Annotated in this window: 16 protein-coding genes; 7 read left to right on the top strand and 9 right to left on the bottom strand. The window is 68.2% G+C overall.

What is annotated here, in order from left to right; genetic code table 11:
• Positions 1-75 precede the first annotated feature (75 nt).
• The 5 genes from C6Y44_RS23270 to C6Y44_RS23250 all read right to left on the bottom strand — a co-directional run bounded on the left by C6Y44_RS23270 (position 76) and on the right by C6Y44_RS23250 (position 3945).
• Positions 76-696 carry an LON peptidase substrate-binding domain-containing protein gene (locus C6Y44_RS23270; RefSeq protein WP_159417287.1) on the bottom strand — a complete coding sequence of 207 codons (621 nt, stop codon included), beginning with the start codon at positions 694-696 and terminating at the stop codon, positions 76-78.
• Positions 696-1169 carry a DUF309 domain-containing protein gene (locus C6Y44_RS23265; RefSeq protein WP_059382714.1) on the bottom strand — a complete coding sequence of 158 codons (474 nt, stop codon included), beginning with the start codon at positions 1167-1169 and terminating at the stop codon, positions 696-698. Before C6Y44_RS23265 ends, C6Y44_RS23270 begins: the two co-directional genes overlap by 1 nt.
• 37 nt (positions 1170-1206) lie before the next feature.
• Positions 1207-1950 (bottom strand): ESX secretion-associated protein EspG, encoded by a 744-nt coding sequence (locus tag C6Y44_RS23260; RefSeq protein WP_159417288.1) that lies wholly within the window; start codon positions 1948-1950, stop codon positions 1207-1209.
• Between the two features lie 5 nt (positions 1951-1955).
• Complete coding sequence (locus tag C6Y44_RS23255) at positions 1956-3239, bottom strand: PPE domain-containing protein (RefSeq protein WP_159417289.1); 1284 nt, start codon at positions 3237-3239, stop codon at positions 1956-1958.
• Positions 3240-3342: 103 nt separating this feature from the next.
• The gene (locus C6Y44_RS23250; RefSeq protein ID WP_085470413.1) at positions 3343-3945 is read right to left on the bottom strand and encodes a TetR/AcrR family transcriptional regulator; all 603 of its coding nucleotides are present in this window, start codon (positions 3943-3945) and stop codon (positions 3343-3345) included.
• A gap of 291 nt (positions 3946-4236) precedes the next feature.
• Between C6Y44_RS23250 and C6Y44_RS23245 the strand changes: the two genes are divergently transcribed.
• The 3 genes from C6Y44_RS23245 (at position 4237) to C6Y44_RS23235 (ending at position 6119) form a co-directional block, all read left to right on the top strand.
• Positions 4237-4998, top strand: a complete 762-nt coding sequence (locus C6Y44_RS23245) for an SDR family NAD(P)-dependent oxidoreductase (protein WP_085470412.1) — start codon at positions 4237-4239, stop codon at positions 4996-4998.
• Between the two features lie 32 nt (positions 4999-5030).
• Positions 5031-5789, top strand: a complete 759-nt coding sequence (fabG, locus tag C6Y44_RS23240; RefSeq protein WP_159417290.1) for a 3-oxoacyl-ACP reductase FabG — start codon at positions 5031-5033, stop codon at positions 5787-5789.
• Between the two features lie 117 nt (positions 5790-5906).
• Positions 5907-6119, top strand: coding sequence for a DUF4287 domain-containing protein (locus tag C6Y44_RS23235; protein ID WP_159417291.1), 213 nt, complete (start codon positions 5907-5909; stop codon positions 6117-6119).
• Between the two features lie 13 nt (positions 6120-6132).
• Here C6Y44_RS23235 and C6Y44_RS23230 read toward each other — a convergent pair whose 3' ends face one another.
• On the bottom strand, positions 6133-7245 hold the full coding sequence (locus C6Y44_RS23230; RefSeq protein WP_159417292.1) for a CaiB/BaiF CoA transferase family protein: 1113 nt from the start codon (positions 7243-7245) through the stop codon (positions 6133-6135).
• Positions 7242-8429 carry an acyl-CoA dehydrogenase family protein gene (locus C6Y44_RS23225; RefSeq protein ID WP_120280695.1) on the bottom strand — a complete coding sequence of 396 codons (1188 nt, stop codon included), beginning with the start codon at positions 8427-8429 and terminating at the stop codon, positions 7242-7244. The genes C6Y44_RS23230 and C6Y44_RS23225 overlap by 4 nt, the downstream gene beginning before the upstream one ends.
• 144 nt (positions 8430-8573) lie before the next feature.
• On the opposite strand from C6Y44_RS23225, the gene C6Y44_RS23220 reads away from it, so the two are divergent.
• Positions 8574-9581 (top strand): LacI family DNA-binding transcriptional regulator, encoded by a 1008-nt coding sequence (locus C6Y44_RS23220; protein ID WP_404817778.1) that lies wholly within the window; start codon positions 8574-8576, stop codon positions 9579-9581.
• Between the two features lie 6 nt (positions 9582-9587).
• Here the strand turns inward: C6Y44_RS23220 and C6Y44_RS23215 are convergent, their stop codons facing one another.
• A complete protein-coding gene (locus C6Y44_RS23215; protein WP_159417295.1) occupies positions 9588-10928 on the bottom strand; it encodes a serine/threonine-protein kinase in 1341 nt (446 codons plus the stop codon).
• 158 nt (positions 10929-11086) lie between these two features.
• On the opposite strand from C6Y44_RS23215, the gene C6Y44_RS23210 reads away from it, so the two are divergent.
• From C6Y44_RS23210 to eutC, 3 genes are all read left to right on the top strand, one after another.
• Positions 11087-11953 carry an SGNH/GDSL hydrolase family protein gene (locus C6Y44_RS23210; protein WP_159417296.1) on the top strand — a complete coding sequence of 289 codons (867 nt, stop codon included), beginning with the start codon at positions 11087-11089 and terminating at the stop codon, positions 11951-11953.
• Positions 11954-12072: 119 nt separating this feature from the next.
• On the top strand, positions 12073-13485 hold the full coding sequence (locus C6Y44_RS23205; protein WP_159417297.1) for an ethanolamine ammonia-lyase subunit EutB: 1413 nt from the start codon (positions 12073-12075) through the stop codon (positions 13483-13485).
• Complete coding sequence (gene eutC / locus C6Y44_RS23200; RefSeq protein WP_159417298.1) at positions 13482-14249, top strand: ethanolamine ammonia-lyase subunit EutC; 768 nt, start codon at positions 13482-13484, stop codon at positions 14247-14249. Before C6Y44_RS23205 ends, eutC begins: the two co-directional genes overlap by 4 nt.
• Positions 14250-14300: 51 nt before the next feature.
• Here the strand turns inward: eutC and C6Y44_RS23195 are convergent, their stop codons facing one another.
• Complete coding sequence (locus C6Y44_RS23195) at positions 14301-14963, bottom strand: TetR/AcrR family transcriptional regulator (protein ID WP_159417299.1); 663 nt, start codon at positions 14961-14963, stop codon at positions 14301-14303.
• Positions 14964-15005 lie beyond the last annotated feature (42 nt).

Below are 15005 nucleotides of genomic sequence, written 5' to 3'. Positions count from 1 at the left end.
GGTGTCCCGGACCCTAGCCTGCAACCATGGGACCAGAAGGGCGATACTCCCACTCACCGGGCGGGCGCACGCGTCTCAGCCCTTCAACTTCCATTCCGCGAGATCGACTGCGGTGGAGATCGCTTCGAGCAGCACGGCCATGCGTTCGGCCGGACCCGGCGCGGCGAGAACCGCATAGCGGTCCGCTTCCCCCATCGGCACGTACCGGGCGAGCGCGAACAGTCGCGCCCCCGGATCCTCCGGTAGTTCGGTGGTGGCGGGAGGCAGCGGGGCCCGGCCGCCCGTGAGACGGTCGAGCACCCCGTACAACCGGCCCATCGGTCCGGTGATCTCGGCGAAATCCACCGGTCCCGAATCGGTGTCGGGCCAGGGCTCCACCTCCGCGAGGGGATAGGGGTCGTCGGGCAGCCATCGGGTGACGCGAATGCGTTCCTCTGCAATGCATTCGAGTTCGCGACGACCCGCACCGACCTCGGTGTCGACCATGATCCGCGCGATGGTGCCGACGTCGTGTCGTTGCTCGCCTCCGCCCACTTCGTGTCCTCGGGCGATGAGGACGACCCCGAAGAGAGGGCCGTCCGGTGATGCCGTGCAGTCCTGGACGAGCTGCTGATATCTCGGCTCGAAGATGCGCAACGGAAGGTCGGATCCGGGAAGCAGTGCGGTGCCGAGCGGGAACATGGGCAGTATCGGCATCAGGGCATCCTCAGGCGCGGGGTCGGGGGAGCGGGGATCGGTTCGTCGCGAGCGATCTCGGTGAGCAGATGATCGGCCCAACTCGCGAGGCCGTCGATGTCGAGGCGGTAGGGCGGTTCGTCCTCGTAGTGCCGCACCCGCGCCTGTCCTTGCTTCAGCAGCGACGCCGCGCCGGTGGGGTTGCCCCGGAGCAGGTGGGTCAGCCCCACGGCGAGCTGGGCGAGGCCCTGCCAGAGGGGACGTTCCTCGGGTGGTGCCTTCTTCCACATCGCCTCGAAGACCTCGTGGGCGTGGAACGGAAAACCGTGGTCGAGGAGGCGCTGACCTTCGGCGATGGTCTCCTCGACATCCAGATCGATGTCTTCGGGAACACGTTCGACGCCTTCTTCGCCCGGCGGCAACGGACGCCCCAGGGCGTCGCGCGGACGCGCGTTCTGCGGCCTGCCGTCGGGTGTGCGGTCCCGGTCCGTCATGTCGCCAGCCTAGACGAACGACAGGTTCGGGAAGGGATCACTGCCGTCGCAGGACGCCGCTCCGATCCTCGTGCGGCGACTTGCGCAGCCGGGACAGCTGCGCCGACAGTTCCCGGACGAATGCGTCGACGGTGCCCGGCGCGACGCGGAGGTCGGGGCCGGGGAGGAAGAGGTACCGGCCGTCGCCCACGACGTCGAACCAGCCGATGTCGGCGACGGGCGCGTACCCCGGATTCGAGTACCGCAGGATGCGGATGCTGCCGGTGGCCGAGCGTTCGCGACGCAGCAACCGGCGCAACGACTCTGCGTGCGTGCCACCCGCCGGACGACGGACAGCGCCGAATTCGGACGGCTCGAGCACATCCCGGCTCGGCGCGGTGCGTGCCGGTTCGCGGCCCGCTGCCATGACCGGCAGGTGTCCGACGATCGCACCTGCGAGATCGGTGGTCGTGGTGATGCGGATGTCGCCCGCGCCGGGAGCCTGATGGGCAAGGACGGCCTGCTCGTCGGTCGCGGCCGCGCGGACGAAGACTTCGCAGGTCGGGTCGGTGGAGCGGCCGTAGACCTCCACCGCGACCTCCCCGGTCAGCAGGATCCGCATCGCGTCGTCGAGGGCAGGGTCGGGAGTCTCGTGCAGCCACGCGCGAGCGGCCTGCAGGTTCGCGGCGTGCTCGTCCTCCCACATCGCCGAGGTGCGATAGCGCAGAGGGAAGGGGAACTCGTCGCCACCCGCAGCGGTCCACGACGCCAGGAATCGATCGGGTGTCAGATACCGGTCCACAGCGCTCAGGCCCCCAGAACCGGCGGAGCGGTGTCGGGCAACGACCCGATCAGTTCGTTCCCGTTCTCCCCGGTGACGAGATAACCGGCCGCGCGTTTGTCCTGCTCGTCGCCGCGGGAGGAGGCGGGTGCCATGCCGGGCATCATGCCGAACGGGCGCACACCGGCACCGCGAGTCGCGGCGGCACCGGGCCGGCCGGCAGCACCGCCGGTGGGTGCGGCTCCCGCGACGAGCGGAGCGGGACCCGCCGTGGGCGATGCGCCACCGGCCGACCCGACGCCACCGGCGCCCGGTAGGCCACCTCCGACACCTGCGCCCGCTCCGGAGGAAGGTGAGCCATACGACTGACCGGTCGGGCTTCCCGGGGCGCCGCTCGCTGCTGGGGAGGTGGATGCAGGAGTGGTCGCCGCAGGATCGTTAGAGCCCGCCTTACCTGCCGAATCCGAACCTTCCGGCCGGCCGTCCATGCTTTCGCCGGGCGTCGAAGCGTCCGTACGGTTCTCCGCTTCCGTGGCGGTCTGCCCAGCCGGACGTTCTCCGTCCCCGCCTGGGATTGCCGTCGGGTCGCCGGCGGTCCGGGCGCCGCCGACACCCGGTGTGCCGTAGCCCTGAGGAACGAATGTCTCGGTGGCACGGCTCGTGGTGGCGGCATACGGGGAGGGCAGGACCGGAACCGCCGTGCCGGAATCGCGGTAGTACGGCTTGTAGAGGGCTTCCATCACCCGCACGGCCTGGGCGCGAACGGCCTCTTCCTGCCGGGCGGCGGCAGCACCCGCGACGGGATCGAGCGCGTACAGGACCGACGACGTGTTCACCGTGGGTGGAGGCACGGACGCTCGCACCCGCTCGCCGACGTCGGCGGCGATGCGGAGTTTCTCGGACGTCGCGCGTGCAGCATCGGACAACTGTTGGGCGGATTCGCCGAATCGCACCGTCGCGTCCATCGCGGCCTCGGCCGCCGGACCCTCCCAGTGCTGGCCGATGAGTTTGCGGATCATCAGCGTTCCCCACGCGACGGTGAGGCTGAAACCCTTTCCGAGTTCGGCCCATTCGGTGGCCAGGGTGGTCATCGCGACGGGATTGATGCTCTGGGCGAGCCGGTGGATGTCGGCATGCTCCATGCCGTGGAAGTTCTCGAACGCTGCGATGTATTCGGGATCGACTCCCGCGTCGATGCGCGCGGCGAGCGTGTCGTAGTTGGACTGCCGGCGGGAGACGGAATCGGGGACCGGGGCGTCGACCCCGAGCGACACCAGTAGTCGGTCGACGACGTTGTCATTCGTGGACATGGACGACAGCTCCCCCTCGATGCTCTCGCGTCTCGAGGAGCCGACGGCGGCGCAATATCCCCCTGCCCACGTAGATCCCCCCGATCAGATGGTGGCGACGATGCTAACGCACGGCACCGACCAGACGCAGGGCAAGATCGGCATACAGGTCGCTGATCGTCGCGGCGTCGTCGTAGCGGCCCGAGGGATACCAGCGACAGACGTCGACGCAGAGCGACATCAGGGCGAGAGTGACACCTTCGGCGTCCGGAAGGGTGAACTCGCCCGAGACGTGGCCGGCGTCCACGACACCCCGCACGACCTGCGTGATCTGCCGTCGTAGTCCGACGATCGTGCGGTAGTGGTCGCGGTCGAGCGCGGCCAGTTCGTACTGGATCACGCGGCTCCACCGGTGGTTCTCCGCTTGCCAGGCGGCGAAGCGTCCGATGACGGAGGCGAGCCGGTCGGACGGTTCGGAATCGGGGCGGTCGGCGTTCTCGACAACCTGCAGGGCGAGGGCGTGGCCCTCGTAGGCGATGGCGAAGAGCAGCTCTTCCTTGGACGCGTAGTGCGGATACATCGCGGCGGGACTCATGCCGAGTCGCGCAGTGATCCGGCGCGTCGTGGTGCCGCCGTAGCCGTGTTCCGCGAACTCCTCTATCGCGGCCGTGCGGATGCGAGCAGCGGCCTTGGATCCGCCGACGACGTCGTCCCATGTATCACTCACGAGGGCACTTCCGTTCTGTCCGGTTGTGTTGACAAGTCCGCTACGGCATCGCACGATAAGCGAGCGCTTAGAAATAAGCCAGTGCTTATCGACTTGGTAACGGTGGGTGCGGCGCGGGGTTCTCTCCGTGCTGCAACGCCTGCGGCCGCATAGGATCCGCCGAAGAGAGGAATAGGGCCAGGCTCTGAAAGGCAGTGCTGTCCAATCAAATTGGATACAGGCTGTTTGGTGGATGAGAAGACGGTCGGCTATACAGTTCCTGTAGGCCCCGTCACAGCGAGGAGATGACGTATGTCCGTGCTCGACCGCTTCCGTCTCGACGGCCGCGTTGCCATCGTCACCGGTGCCTCTTCGGGCCTCGGTGTCGCATTCGCCCGAGGGCTGGCCGAAGCAGGAGCCGACGTCGTGCTCGCCGCACGCCGCGTCGACCGCCTCGAGAAGACCGCCGAGCTGGTCCGGGAGGCCGGACGGCAGGCCGTCACGGTCGAGACCGACATCGCGGATCCCGAACAGGCGCAGCGCATGGTCGACCGGGCGGTCGAGCAACTCGGCCGGGTGGACATCCTCATCAACAATGCCGGTATCGGCACCGCCGTCCCCGCCACCAAGGAGACCCCCGAGCAGTTCCGTCAGGTCATCGACATCAACCTGAACGGATCCTATTGGGCGGCACAGGCCGTCGGCCGTGTGATGCAACCCGGTAGCTCGATCGTCAACATCTCGTCGGTCCTCGGTCTCACCACGGCCGGCCTGCCGCAGGCCGCGTACTCGGCCAGCAAGGCGGGCGTCATCGGCCTCACGCGCGACCTGGCCCAGCAGTGGGGAGCGCGCAAGGGAATCCGCGTCAACGCCATCGCACCCGGCTTCTTCCACACGGAGATGACGGACGAGTACCAGCCCGGCTACCTCGACTCGATGAAGCAGCGAATCATCCTCGGCCGGACCGGGGATGCCGAGGAGATCGCGGCCACCGCGGTCTGGCTGGCGTCCGACGCCGCCGCCTACGTCACCGGTCAGACAATCGCCGTGGACGGCGGACTCACCATCACCTGACGGCACCACCCATCCCCCTACGGAGGAACGCTATGAGCACACAGCCCCGCACTGCCCTCGTCACCGGAGCCGCACGCGGCATCGGCGCAGCCGTCGCCAAGCGGCTCGCCGGCGACGGCTACCAGGTCGCCGTCCTCGACCTCGACGAATCCGCCTGCAAGGACACCGTTTCGGCCATCGAGTCCGCCGGCGGCAAGGCGCTCGCCGTGGGCGCCGATGTCTCCGACGAGAAGTCCGTCGCCGCTGCCGTCGAGAAGGTCGCCACCGAGCTCGGCGAACCCACCGTACTGATCAACAACGCCGGCATCACCCGCGACAACCTGCTGTTCAAGATGACGGTCGAGGACTGGGACGCCGTCATGAACGTGCACCTGCGCGGCGCCTTCCTCATGACGCGTGCCGTCCAGAGCTACATGGTCGACGCCAAGTTCGGCCGCATCGTCAACCTCTCCAGCACGTCGGCTCTCGGCAACCGTGGCCAGGTCAACTACTCCGCTGCCAAGGCCGGCATGCAGGGCTTCACGAAGACCCTCGCGATCGAGCTGGGCAAGTTCGGCGTCACTGCCAACGCCATCGCGCCGGGCTTCATCGCCACCGAGATGACCGCCGCGACCGCCGAGCGTCTCGGCCTGTCGTTCGACGACTTCAAGTCGAACATCGCGTCCAACATCCCGGTCGGCCGTATCGGCGAGGTCGACGACATCGCCCACACCGCATCGTTCCTCGCGTCCGAGGGTGCGGGCTTCGTGTCCGGTCAGGTCATCTACGTGGCCGGTGGCCCGAAGGCCTGATCCTCTTCCATACGTCCGCGGCGCCGCATCCCATCCGGGACTGCGGCGCCGCGGTCGTTCTCAGTGGATCGAACCGAACGGTCCGACCGTGTCGGTCGCCCCGGTTAACCTCTCCGCATGAGTGAGAAGGTCAAGGGACCCGAGTCGTATTTTCCGTCGATCGAGCAGAAGTACGGACGCCCGATCGAGGAGTGGAAGAACATGATCCGCGCGTCGGATCTCGCCAAGCACATGGAGCTCGTGAACTGGCTGAAGCAGGAACACAGGATGGGCCACGGGCACGCCAACGCTCTCGTCGCGCACACTCTGAAGGAACAGAAGCCCGAGTGACGAGAGCGTCCGGCTACGCCAACCGTGGGGGTGCGGTGCGGTAGGTCGCGGGGGTTGCGCTGAGCCGGATCGGGTTGGCGATCTGACGAAGCGGAGCGTCCCGGTCGGGATCGTCGATCGACACCACCGGTGAGAGGCCGAGTCGTTCGGCGAGCGCGACCGCGTCGGCGATGTCGTTGAGCGGACCGCACGGCACCCGCGCCGCGGTCAGAGCGTCGAACCACGCGTCGGCGGTGTCCGTCGACAGCAGTTCGTCGATGATCTTCGTCAGCTCCTCCCGGTTCGCGACGCGGGCGGTGTTCGTAGTGAACCGGTCGTCGGTGGCGAGTTCCGGAGCGCCGAGAACCTCGGCCAGCGAAGCGAATTGACGGTCGTTGCCCACGGCGAGGACGAACGGCCGGTCGGCCGTGTGGAACACCTCGTAGGGCGCGATGCTCGGATGACGATTGCCCATCGCCTTCGGCACCACACCTGCCGCGACGTAGCCCGACGACTGGTTCGCCAACGCCGACAACAGGGACGACAACAGGTTCACCTCGACGCGCTGGCCCTCACCGGTGCGGTCGCGGTGCCGCAGCGCGGCGAGGATGCCGAGCGCAGCGTGCATTCCGGTGATGACGTCGACCACGGCGACGCCGACCTTGGTGGGTGTCGCCGGGTCGGGCCCGGTGATGCTCATCAGACCGCCGACGGCCTGGATGAGCAGGTCGTAGCCGGGCAGATTGTTGTGCCCACCGAAGCCGGTGATCGAGGTGTAGACGATGCCGGGGTTGAGTTCCCGGGCCTGCTCGTATCCGAGCCCGAGCCGTGTCATCGTGCCGGGCAGGAAGTTCTCGACGACGACATCGGCGCGGGCGACGAGATCGCGTGCCTGCCCGAGTCCTTCGTCGGTGGTCAGGTCGATGGCCACCGACTTCTTGTTGCGGTTGACGCCGAGGAAGTAGGTCGACTCGTCGCCGACCCAGGGCGGGCCCCAGTGCCGGGTGTCGTCCCCGAAGCCGGGTCGTTCGATCTTGACGACCTCCGCCCCGAGGTCGGCGAGCAGCATGGTGGCGTAGGGGCCGGCGAGCACGCGACCGAAGTCGGCGATCACCAGCCCCTCGAGCGCACTGGGAAGGGTGGTCACCGGAAAGCCGCCTCGCCGGTCAGCGCCTTGCCGATGGTCAGCTGGTGGACCTCGGAGGTGCCCTCGTAGGTCAGCACCGATTCGAGGTTGTTGGCGTGGCGGATGACGGGGTACTCGAGCGTGATGCCGTTGGCGCCGAGGATGGTCCGGCACTCGCGGGCAATCGCGATGGCCTCGCGCACGTTGTTGAGCTTGCCGAGGCTGACCTGCTCCGGGGCGATCTCGCCGCGGTCCTTGATGCGGCCGAGGTGGTAGGCGAGCAGGTGACCCTTGCCGACCTCGAGCGCCATGTCGGCGATCTTGGCCTGGGTGAGCTGGTAGCCGGCGAGCGGCTTGTCGAACACCTCGCGGGACTGCGAGTACTCGATGGCGGTCTCGAGGCAGTCGCGGGCGGCGCCGATGGCACCGAAGACGATGCCGAAGCGGGCCTCACCAAGGGAGGTCAGCGGTCCGCGCAGACCCTTGGCCTTCGGCATCATCGCCGAGGCGGGCAGACGCACGCCGTCGAGGACGAGCTCCGAGGTGACCGAGGCGCGCAGCGACAGCTTGGAGTGGATCTCCGGGGCGGAGAAACCGGGGGTGTCGGTGGGGACGACGAAGCCGCGGATGCCCTTGGCGCCTTCTTCGAGGTCGGTCTGCGCCCAGACGACGGCGACGTCGGCGATCGAGCCGTTGGTGATCCACATCTTGGTGCCGTTGAGGATCCAGTCGTCGCCGTCGCGCTTGGCGTTGGTGCGCATCCCGGCGGGGTTGGAGCCGAAGTCGGGCTCGGTCAGGCCGAAGCAGCCGATGGCCTCGCCGGCGGCCATGTGGGGGAGCCATTCCTGCTTCTGCTCTTCGCTGCCCCAGTGGTGGATGGAGAACATCGCCAGCGAGCCCTGCACGGACACGAGGCTGCGGATGCCGGAGTCGACGGCCTCGAGTTCGAGGCAGGCCAGGCCGTAGGCGGTGGCGCTCATGCCGGCGCAGCCGTAGCCGTCGAGGTGCATGCCGAGCACGCCCAGCTGTCCGAGTTCCTTGGCGAGCTCGCGCGCCGGGAGCTTCGCTTCCTCGAACCACTGGGCCACGTGCGGGCGGATGCGCTCGTTGCCGAACTTGCGGACGGTGTCGCGGATGTCGATCTCCTCCTGCTCGAGCAGGGAGTCGAGGGCGAACAGCTGGGTGAGCGACTGAGCGTGGGACATGGCCTTCTCCGGTGGTCGAGGAAACGTTTGTCAGAACGATTGCGAGAACGTTTGCACGATCGATTGCATGGCCTACGCTAAAGGCATGCTCCGGGCGCGTCAACCCGGAACACGAACTCGATGCCGTACAAGCAGGAGAGCCGCATGCCCCGTCCCGACCGCGCCCCGACGCTCAAGGAGATCGCCGAGCGCGCCGGTGTCCACGTCTCGACGGCATCCCGGGTGCTGCGCCAGCCCGAACCGGTCGACGGCTGGTCGGACTCGGCACTGCGGGTGCGGGAGGTCGCGGCCGAACTGGGATATCGCCCCAATCTGTGGGCAGCGAGCCTGCGGACCCGCAAGACCACGACCCTCGGTGTCGTCATGCCGCGACTCACCGACGGCGTGGTCGCCACGACCTACCAGGGCATCGAGGAAGCCGCCACGAAAGCGGGCTACTCGGTGCTGCTGTCGAGCCCACCCGACGATCTCGAGGCGCAACGTCGCGCCATCGCGCTGCTCGTGGGCCGGCAGGTCGACGGTCTGCTGCTGAGCAGCATGCACCTGCCGGGCCGCCCGTTCGTCGAGTCGCTGGCGCTCGGATCGCTGCCCATCCTCGCGGTCACCCGGCACGCCGACGCCGGGTTGCCGTTCGTAGTGGGCGACGACTACCGAGGAGGAGTGCTGGCCGCCCGGCACCTGCTCGACCGCGGCTACGACGACCTGGCGATCATCGCCGGCCCCGACCACGCCAGCACTGCCCGCGACCGGCGCGACGGCTTCGTCGACACCCTGAAGGAAGCGTCGGTGGCCCTGCCGCCCGAGCGGATCGTGCGGTCGAGCTTCGACGTCGCCGGGGGTGTCGAGGCCGCGCGTGCGCTGCTGGATCGCCCCGACCGGCCCCGCGCGATCTTCGCGGTCAGCGACACCATTGCCATCGGCATCCTCGGTGTCGCCCGCGACCTGGGTCTGTCCATCCCCGGCGATCTCGCCGTCGTCGGTTACAACGACATCCCTGTCGTCGCGCAGCTGCCGGTTCCGCTCACCACCGTGCGATCGCCCGCGCACGATATCGGGGTGACGGCCATCGAGCGTCTGCTCGAACTCGTGCGCACCGGGGAGACGGAATCGACGAAGCTGCCCGTCGAACTCGTCGCGCGCGGATCGAGCTGAGCGACCTCACCCGTTGCCGTTGCCGTTGCCGCGGCCGCTGTTGCCATTGTTGCCGTTGCCGCGACCGTTGTTCCCGTTGCCGTTGTTCCCATTTCCATCACCGCCGTTGCCGTTGCCATTCCCGTTGTTGTTGCCGGGTCCGCTGTTCCCACGGGACTCGGATTCGGACCTCGTGGGCCCGGCATCCGCCGGCGGTGCGACAGGAACGGTCTCCGGAGCGGGTACGACGGGCGGAACCACGGGGGTTTCGTCCGCTGTGCGAGCCGGGACGACCGTGGATTCGGGAGTCACAGGGAGCTCGGTGGTGGCCGGTACCCGTTCGGGCGTCGCTGCGGACGTGCCCGGCGTCCGGGTCTCCGGTGTGGCCGCCGGCGGGGAGTCGCCCCGCCCGAATCCGAGCGCGAGACCGCCCACGGCGAGCGCTCCGACCAGCGTCAGACCCGCCGCGACAAGAACTCCACGGGAACGGTCCGTGCCTACGGTGGTCGTCGGGTCGACAGCCATACCTGCCGGCAGCCGGGTCGTCGCAGTGCGGTATCCGTCGGAGTTCTGCAATGCCGAGAGCATCTCGTGCGCACTGCGGAACCGGTCGGAAGGCTCTCGTGCCATGGCCCGCTCGATCACTGCGACGAGCCCAGGATGGGCGTCCGGTCGGAGTTCGGTGAGCGGCTGCGGCCGGTCGTGCGTGATGGCCCGTGCCAGCGCGAGGATGTTGTCCTCGGCGAACGGCCTCCGCCCGCACAGGGACTCGTAGCCGACGATCCCGACCGCGTACAGATCGTCCGTAACGGACGCGGGGTGTCCGGTGATGCGGTCCGGGCTCAGATAGGCGACGGTCCCCACGAGTTCACCGGTGCGGGTGAGGTCGTCGCCGACGCTCTTCGCGATACCGAAGTCGGCGACCTTGATCTCACCGTTCTCCGCGACGAGCACGTTCGCCGGTTTGATGTCCCGGTGAAGGATCCCCGCACCGTGCGCGGCGACGAGTGCCTCGAGAATTCCGGCGAGCACCGTGCGCACCCGATCGTCGGGTAGGGGTCCGCGGGCGATGTCGTCGGCGAGGGTCCGCCCGGGAAGCCGTTCCATAACGATGTAGGGACGTCCGTCGTGTTCACCCGTGTCGTACACGGCGACGATGCGAGGGTGGTTCAGGGCCGCGGCGGCCCGGGCCTCGACTTCGAAACGACGTCGTACGTCCGGTCTGCTACCCACCTCCCGTCCGAGCAGTTTGACGGCGACGGGCCGGTGGAGGCGGGTGTCCCAACCGTCGTGGATCTCGCCGCTGCCGCCCACGCCGAGCAGACCGCTCAGCTCGTAGCGGCCGTCGAGAACTTTGTGGACGGTCACAGGTCGACGGTAGCCGTTCGAAGGGGGGAGTAAACAAAATGCGCTGGTGGGAGGACGGGCATCCGGGCTTCATCCGTGATCTTCACCCGATGCTCGTAACGCGTTTGTAATTCGTGCCGATCTCATGCCCGGGAGAACCACGCTGCCGGAGGGTCTGGATGAAGACGATTGTGCGAGCCGGGATCGTCGCCGGCATGGCAGCTGCATCGATGGTGTGGCCGGTGTCCGCGATGAGCGACCCGGGTAGCGAGCAGGGCATCCGATACGTCGCGCTCGGCGACTCGCGTGCCGCCGGACCCTACCTCGACGCAGCGGCGATGCTCAGCGGATGTGCCCGCGCGGATGCGGGATATCCGAACCTCGTCGCGGGTTCGCTGCAGACCGTCAGTATCGTCAACGTCGCGTGTTCGGGAGCACGCACCGAGCACATCACGTCCGTCCCGCAGCAGACGTCGACCGGATCGGTCCCGCCGCAGATCGATTCGCTCACTCCGGACACGAATCTCGTCACGCTGAGCATCGGCGGCAACGATGTCGGCTGGGCGGGGCTCGTCTCGGCCTGCTACACCGAGCTTCCGGGCGGCGACGCGCACTGCCGCACCGATCCGGGCACCACGTCGCGCATGGACGCCGCCCTGAGCGCGCTCGGACCGAAGGTCACCGCGACACTCACAGCCGTCCAGCAACGCGCACCGCGCGCACGGGTCCTGCTGGTCGGGCACGGTGGCGTCTTCGGCAACCGGGGTTGCTGGCCCAACATCCCCACCAGCGATGCCGACGCCTCCTTCGTGACGAACTTCTTCGTGCGGATGAACCGAGTGCTCGCCCGGTCCGCCGGCGAGGCCGGTGCCGAGTTCGTCGACGTCATGGCCGGATCGGAAGGACACGACGCGTGTGCGCCCTCCGAGCAGCGCTTCTACGAAGGACGGCAGTCGCTGTCGCTGGCGAAGGCGCTGCATCCCACCGCCGCGGGGATGCGGCACATGGCGCAGCGGGTGACGAACGTCTGGTACCAGCGGGGCTAGAAACCGACGACCAGCGGCGTTTCGTCGCGACACTCGCCGGACACGACGGCGAAAAAGTGGAATGCTGCACTCCACTGCGTGCTCACATCCGTCGAACCGGTCCTGCGCGGGAGGCCTCGATGACGATCTACCGACAACAGCTCGGCGGAACCGGTTACGAGTTCGACGGCCTCGTCGACCTGCTCGGCAAAGCATCCCCGCGCCGCTCGGGCGATGAACTCGCGGGCTGCGCGGCCACCTCGGATGCCGAACGCGCCGCGGCACAGCTGACTCTCGCCGACCTCCCGCTGACCGCCTTCCTCACCGAGGCGGTCGTCCCGTACGAGACCGACGAGGTCACCAGGCTGATCGTCGACACCCACGACGCGACGGCCTTCGCGCCGGTCTCGCACATGACCGTCGGGGAACTGCGCGACCACCTCCTGGAGGTCGCGGCCCGACCGGACTCCGCCGACGTGCTCGCAGCACTCGCGCCGGGACTCACCCCGGAGATGGTCGCGGCGACCAGCAAGATCATGCGCAACCAGGACCTCATCGCGGTCTCCCGTGCCGCGACCGTGACCAGTGCGTTCCGCACGACCATCGGATTGCCCGGCCGGCTCGCGACACGCCTGCAACCGAACCATCCCGTCGACGATCCGCGTGGGGTCGCCGCGTCCGTCCTCGACGGTCTGCTGATGGGATGCGGCGACGCGGTGGTCGGCATCAATCCGGCGAGCGACTCACCGCACGCCGTGTCCGACCTGCTGCACCTGCTCGACGAGATCCGGCAGCGATTCGAGATCCCCACGCAATCGTGCGTGCTCACCCACGTCACCACCACCATCGATCTGATCGAGAAGGACGCACCCGTCGACCTGGTGTTCCAGTCCGTCGCGGGCACCGAGGGTGCCAACCGCAGCTTCGGGGTGGACCTCGCAGTGCTGCGGGAGGGCAACGAGGCCGGCAGGTCGCTGCGACGGGGGACCGTCGGCAGCAACGTCATGTACTTCGAGACCGGGCAGGGCTCGGCGTTGTCATCGGGAACCCATGTCGGAACCGGAGGCAGACCGGTGGATCAGCAGACGCTCGAAGCGCGTGCGTATGCCGTTGCGCGCAAGTTCCATCCGCTGCTCGTCAACACGGTCGTGGGATTCATCGGACCGGAATACCTGTACGACGGCAAGCAGATCATCCGTGCGGGTCTCGAAGACCAGTTCTGCGGCAAACTTCTCGGCCTGCCGATGGGTGTGGACGTCTGCTACACCAACCATGCCGAGGCCGACCAGGACGACATGGACACCCTGCTGACCCTGTTGGCCGTTGCCGGAACAGCTTTCGTCATCACCGTGCCCGGCGCCGACGACGTGATGCTCGGCTACCAGTCGCTGTCGTTCCACGACGTGCTGTACGTGCGGGAGGCCGCCGATCTGCGGCCGGCACCGGAATTCGAGGACTGGCTACGCAGGCAGGGCATGGCGGACGACGTCGGTCGCATCCTGCCGGTGGACATCGGCACGTCCCCGCTGCGCGCGCTCGGAGGTGCCCTGTGAGCGACCTGTGGGATGAACTGCGTCGGCACACCCAGGCCCGGATCGGACTGGGCCGTACCGGGAACAGCATCCCGACACGCCGTCATCTGGAATTCGTGACGGCCCATGCCGAGGCGCGCGACGCCGTGCACGTCCCGCTCGACGTGCCCGCGATGGTGCGGCGGACGAAAGAACTCGGACTCGGTGATCCGCTCGTCGTGGAAAGCGCAGCGCAGGATCGCAGTACGTATCTGCGGCGCCCCGACCTCGGCCGGCAACTCGCCGAGGGAACCGCGCTGCCACGAACGGACGCCGACCTCGGCATCGCGCTGTGCGACGGGTTGTCGTCCACTGCTCTCGACGCCCACGGACCCGATCTGCTCGCGGCGATCGTCGCTGCCCTGCCGGGGCTGACGGTGGCGCCGCCGGTCATCGCGACGCAGGCGCGTGTCGCGCTGGGAGACCATATCGGTGAACGACTCGGCGTCACGACGATGCTCGTGATCATCGGCGAACGCCCCGGCCTCTCGGTGGCCGACAGCGTCGGCGTGTACCTGACGCACCACCCGAGGCCGGGACGCAGTGACGCCGAACGCAACTGCGTGTCGAACATCCACCCGCCCGGCGGGATGACCTACGACCACGCGGCGCGCGTCGTCGCGGCCCTCGTGAACGGCGCGCGACAGTTGGGTGCGTCGGGGGTCGCGTTGAAGGACACCTCGCGGGACCCCGCACTCACCGACCCCGACAACGGAGCGGGAATCGGTCATCGGAGCGCGCAATAACGCGCATCTGTGACCATTTCGCGCTCCGCTGTCCGCGGTCGAGGGTGGTGATTACCGGAGGAAGTGCGCGTACTCCCCGCGCCGCGCCGCTTTCAGGGTCGTGTTGAGCACCAGCCGGGTCTGGAGCCGGATGTAGTCGTCGAGGGTGTAGATGGCTCCGAAGTGCCAGTGCTTGAGCGCCCACCCGTGGGCGAGGAGCAAGATGTCGAACACCATCAGATCGACGTCGATGGGCTCCATGATTCCGGCGGCGATGCCGTCGTCGAGGGCGGAGCGCAGCGGCGCCGACGTCTCGACCTCCAGTTCCTTGATCCGGGCGCGACCTGCAGCGTCGAGCGTGCGGCTCTCCCGGTAGGTGAGGACGGTGGCATCGAGGTTCTCGTCGACGATCTCGATGTAGCGGCGGATGCCGGCGGCGAGCCGTTCGACCGGGTCGTCGCCGGCGGCCTCCATCGCAGGTTCGATCTGGTCGCGGAAGGTGTCGAGGATCGAGACGATGGTGGCGAGGAGGATTTCCTCCTTGCCGCCGAAGTACTTGTAGATCAGTCCGACGCTGACACCGGCCTCGTCGGCCAGCGCCTGCATCGACATCTGGTGGAAACCGGTGCGCTGCATGACCTGCACGGCGGCGTCGAGGACCTGCTTGCGGCGGGAACTGGTACGAACTGCCCGCACGGCCTCTTCCACGGGAAGTGCATCGTGGTCGGTGGTCATAGGGGCTCCTCGTCGCTTTTCGGTCCGATTCACAGTACCGAG

This window comes from Rhodococcus rhodochrous (assembly GCF_014854695.1).
In the GTDB taxonomy this organism is placed as follows: Bacteria; Actinomycetota; Actinomycetes; order Mycobacteriales; family Mycobacteriaceae; genus Rhodococcus.
This window is presented reverse-complemented; position numbering and strand designations above follow the sequence as displayed.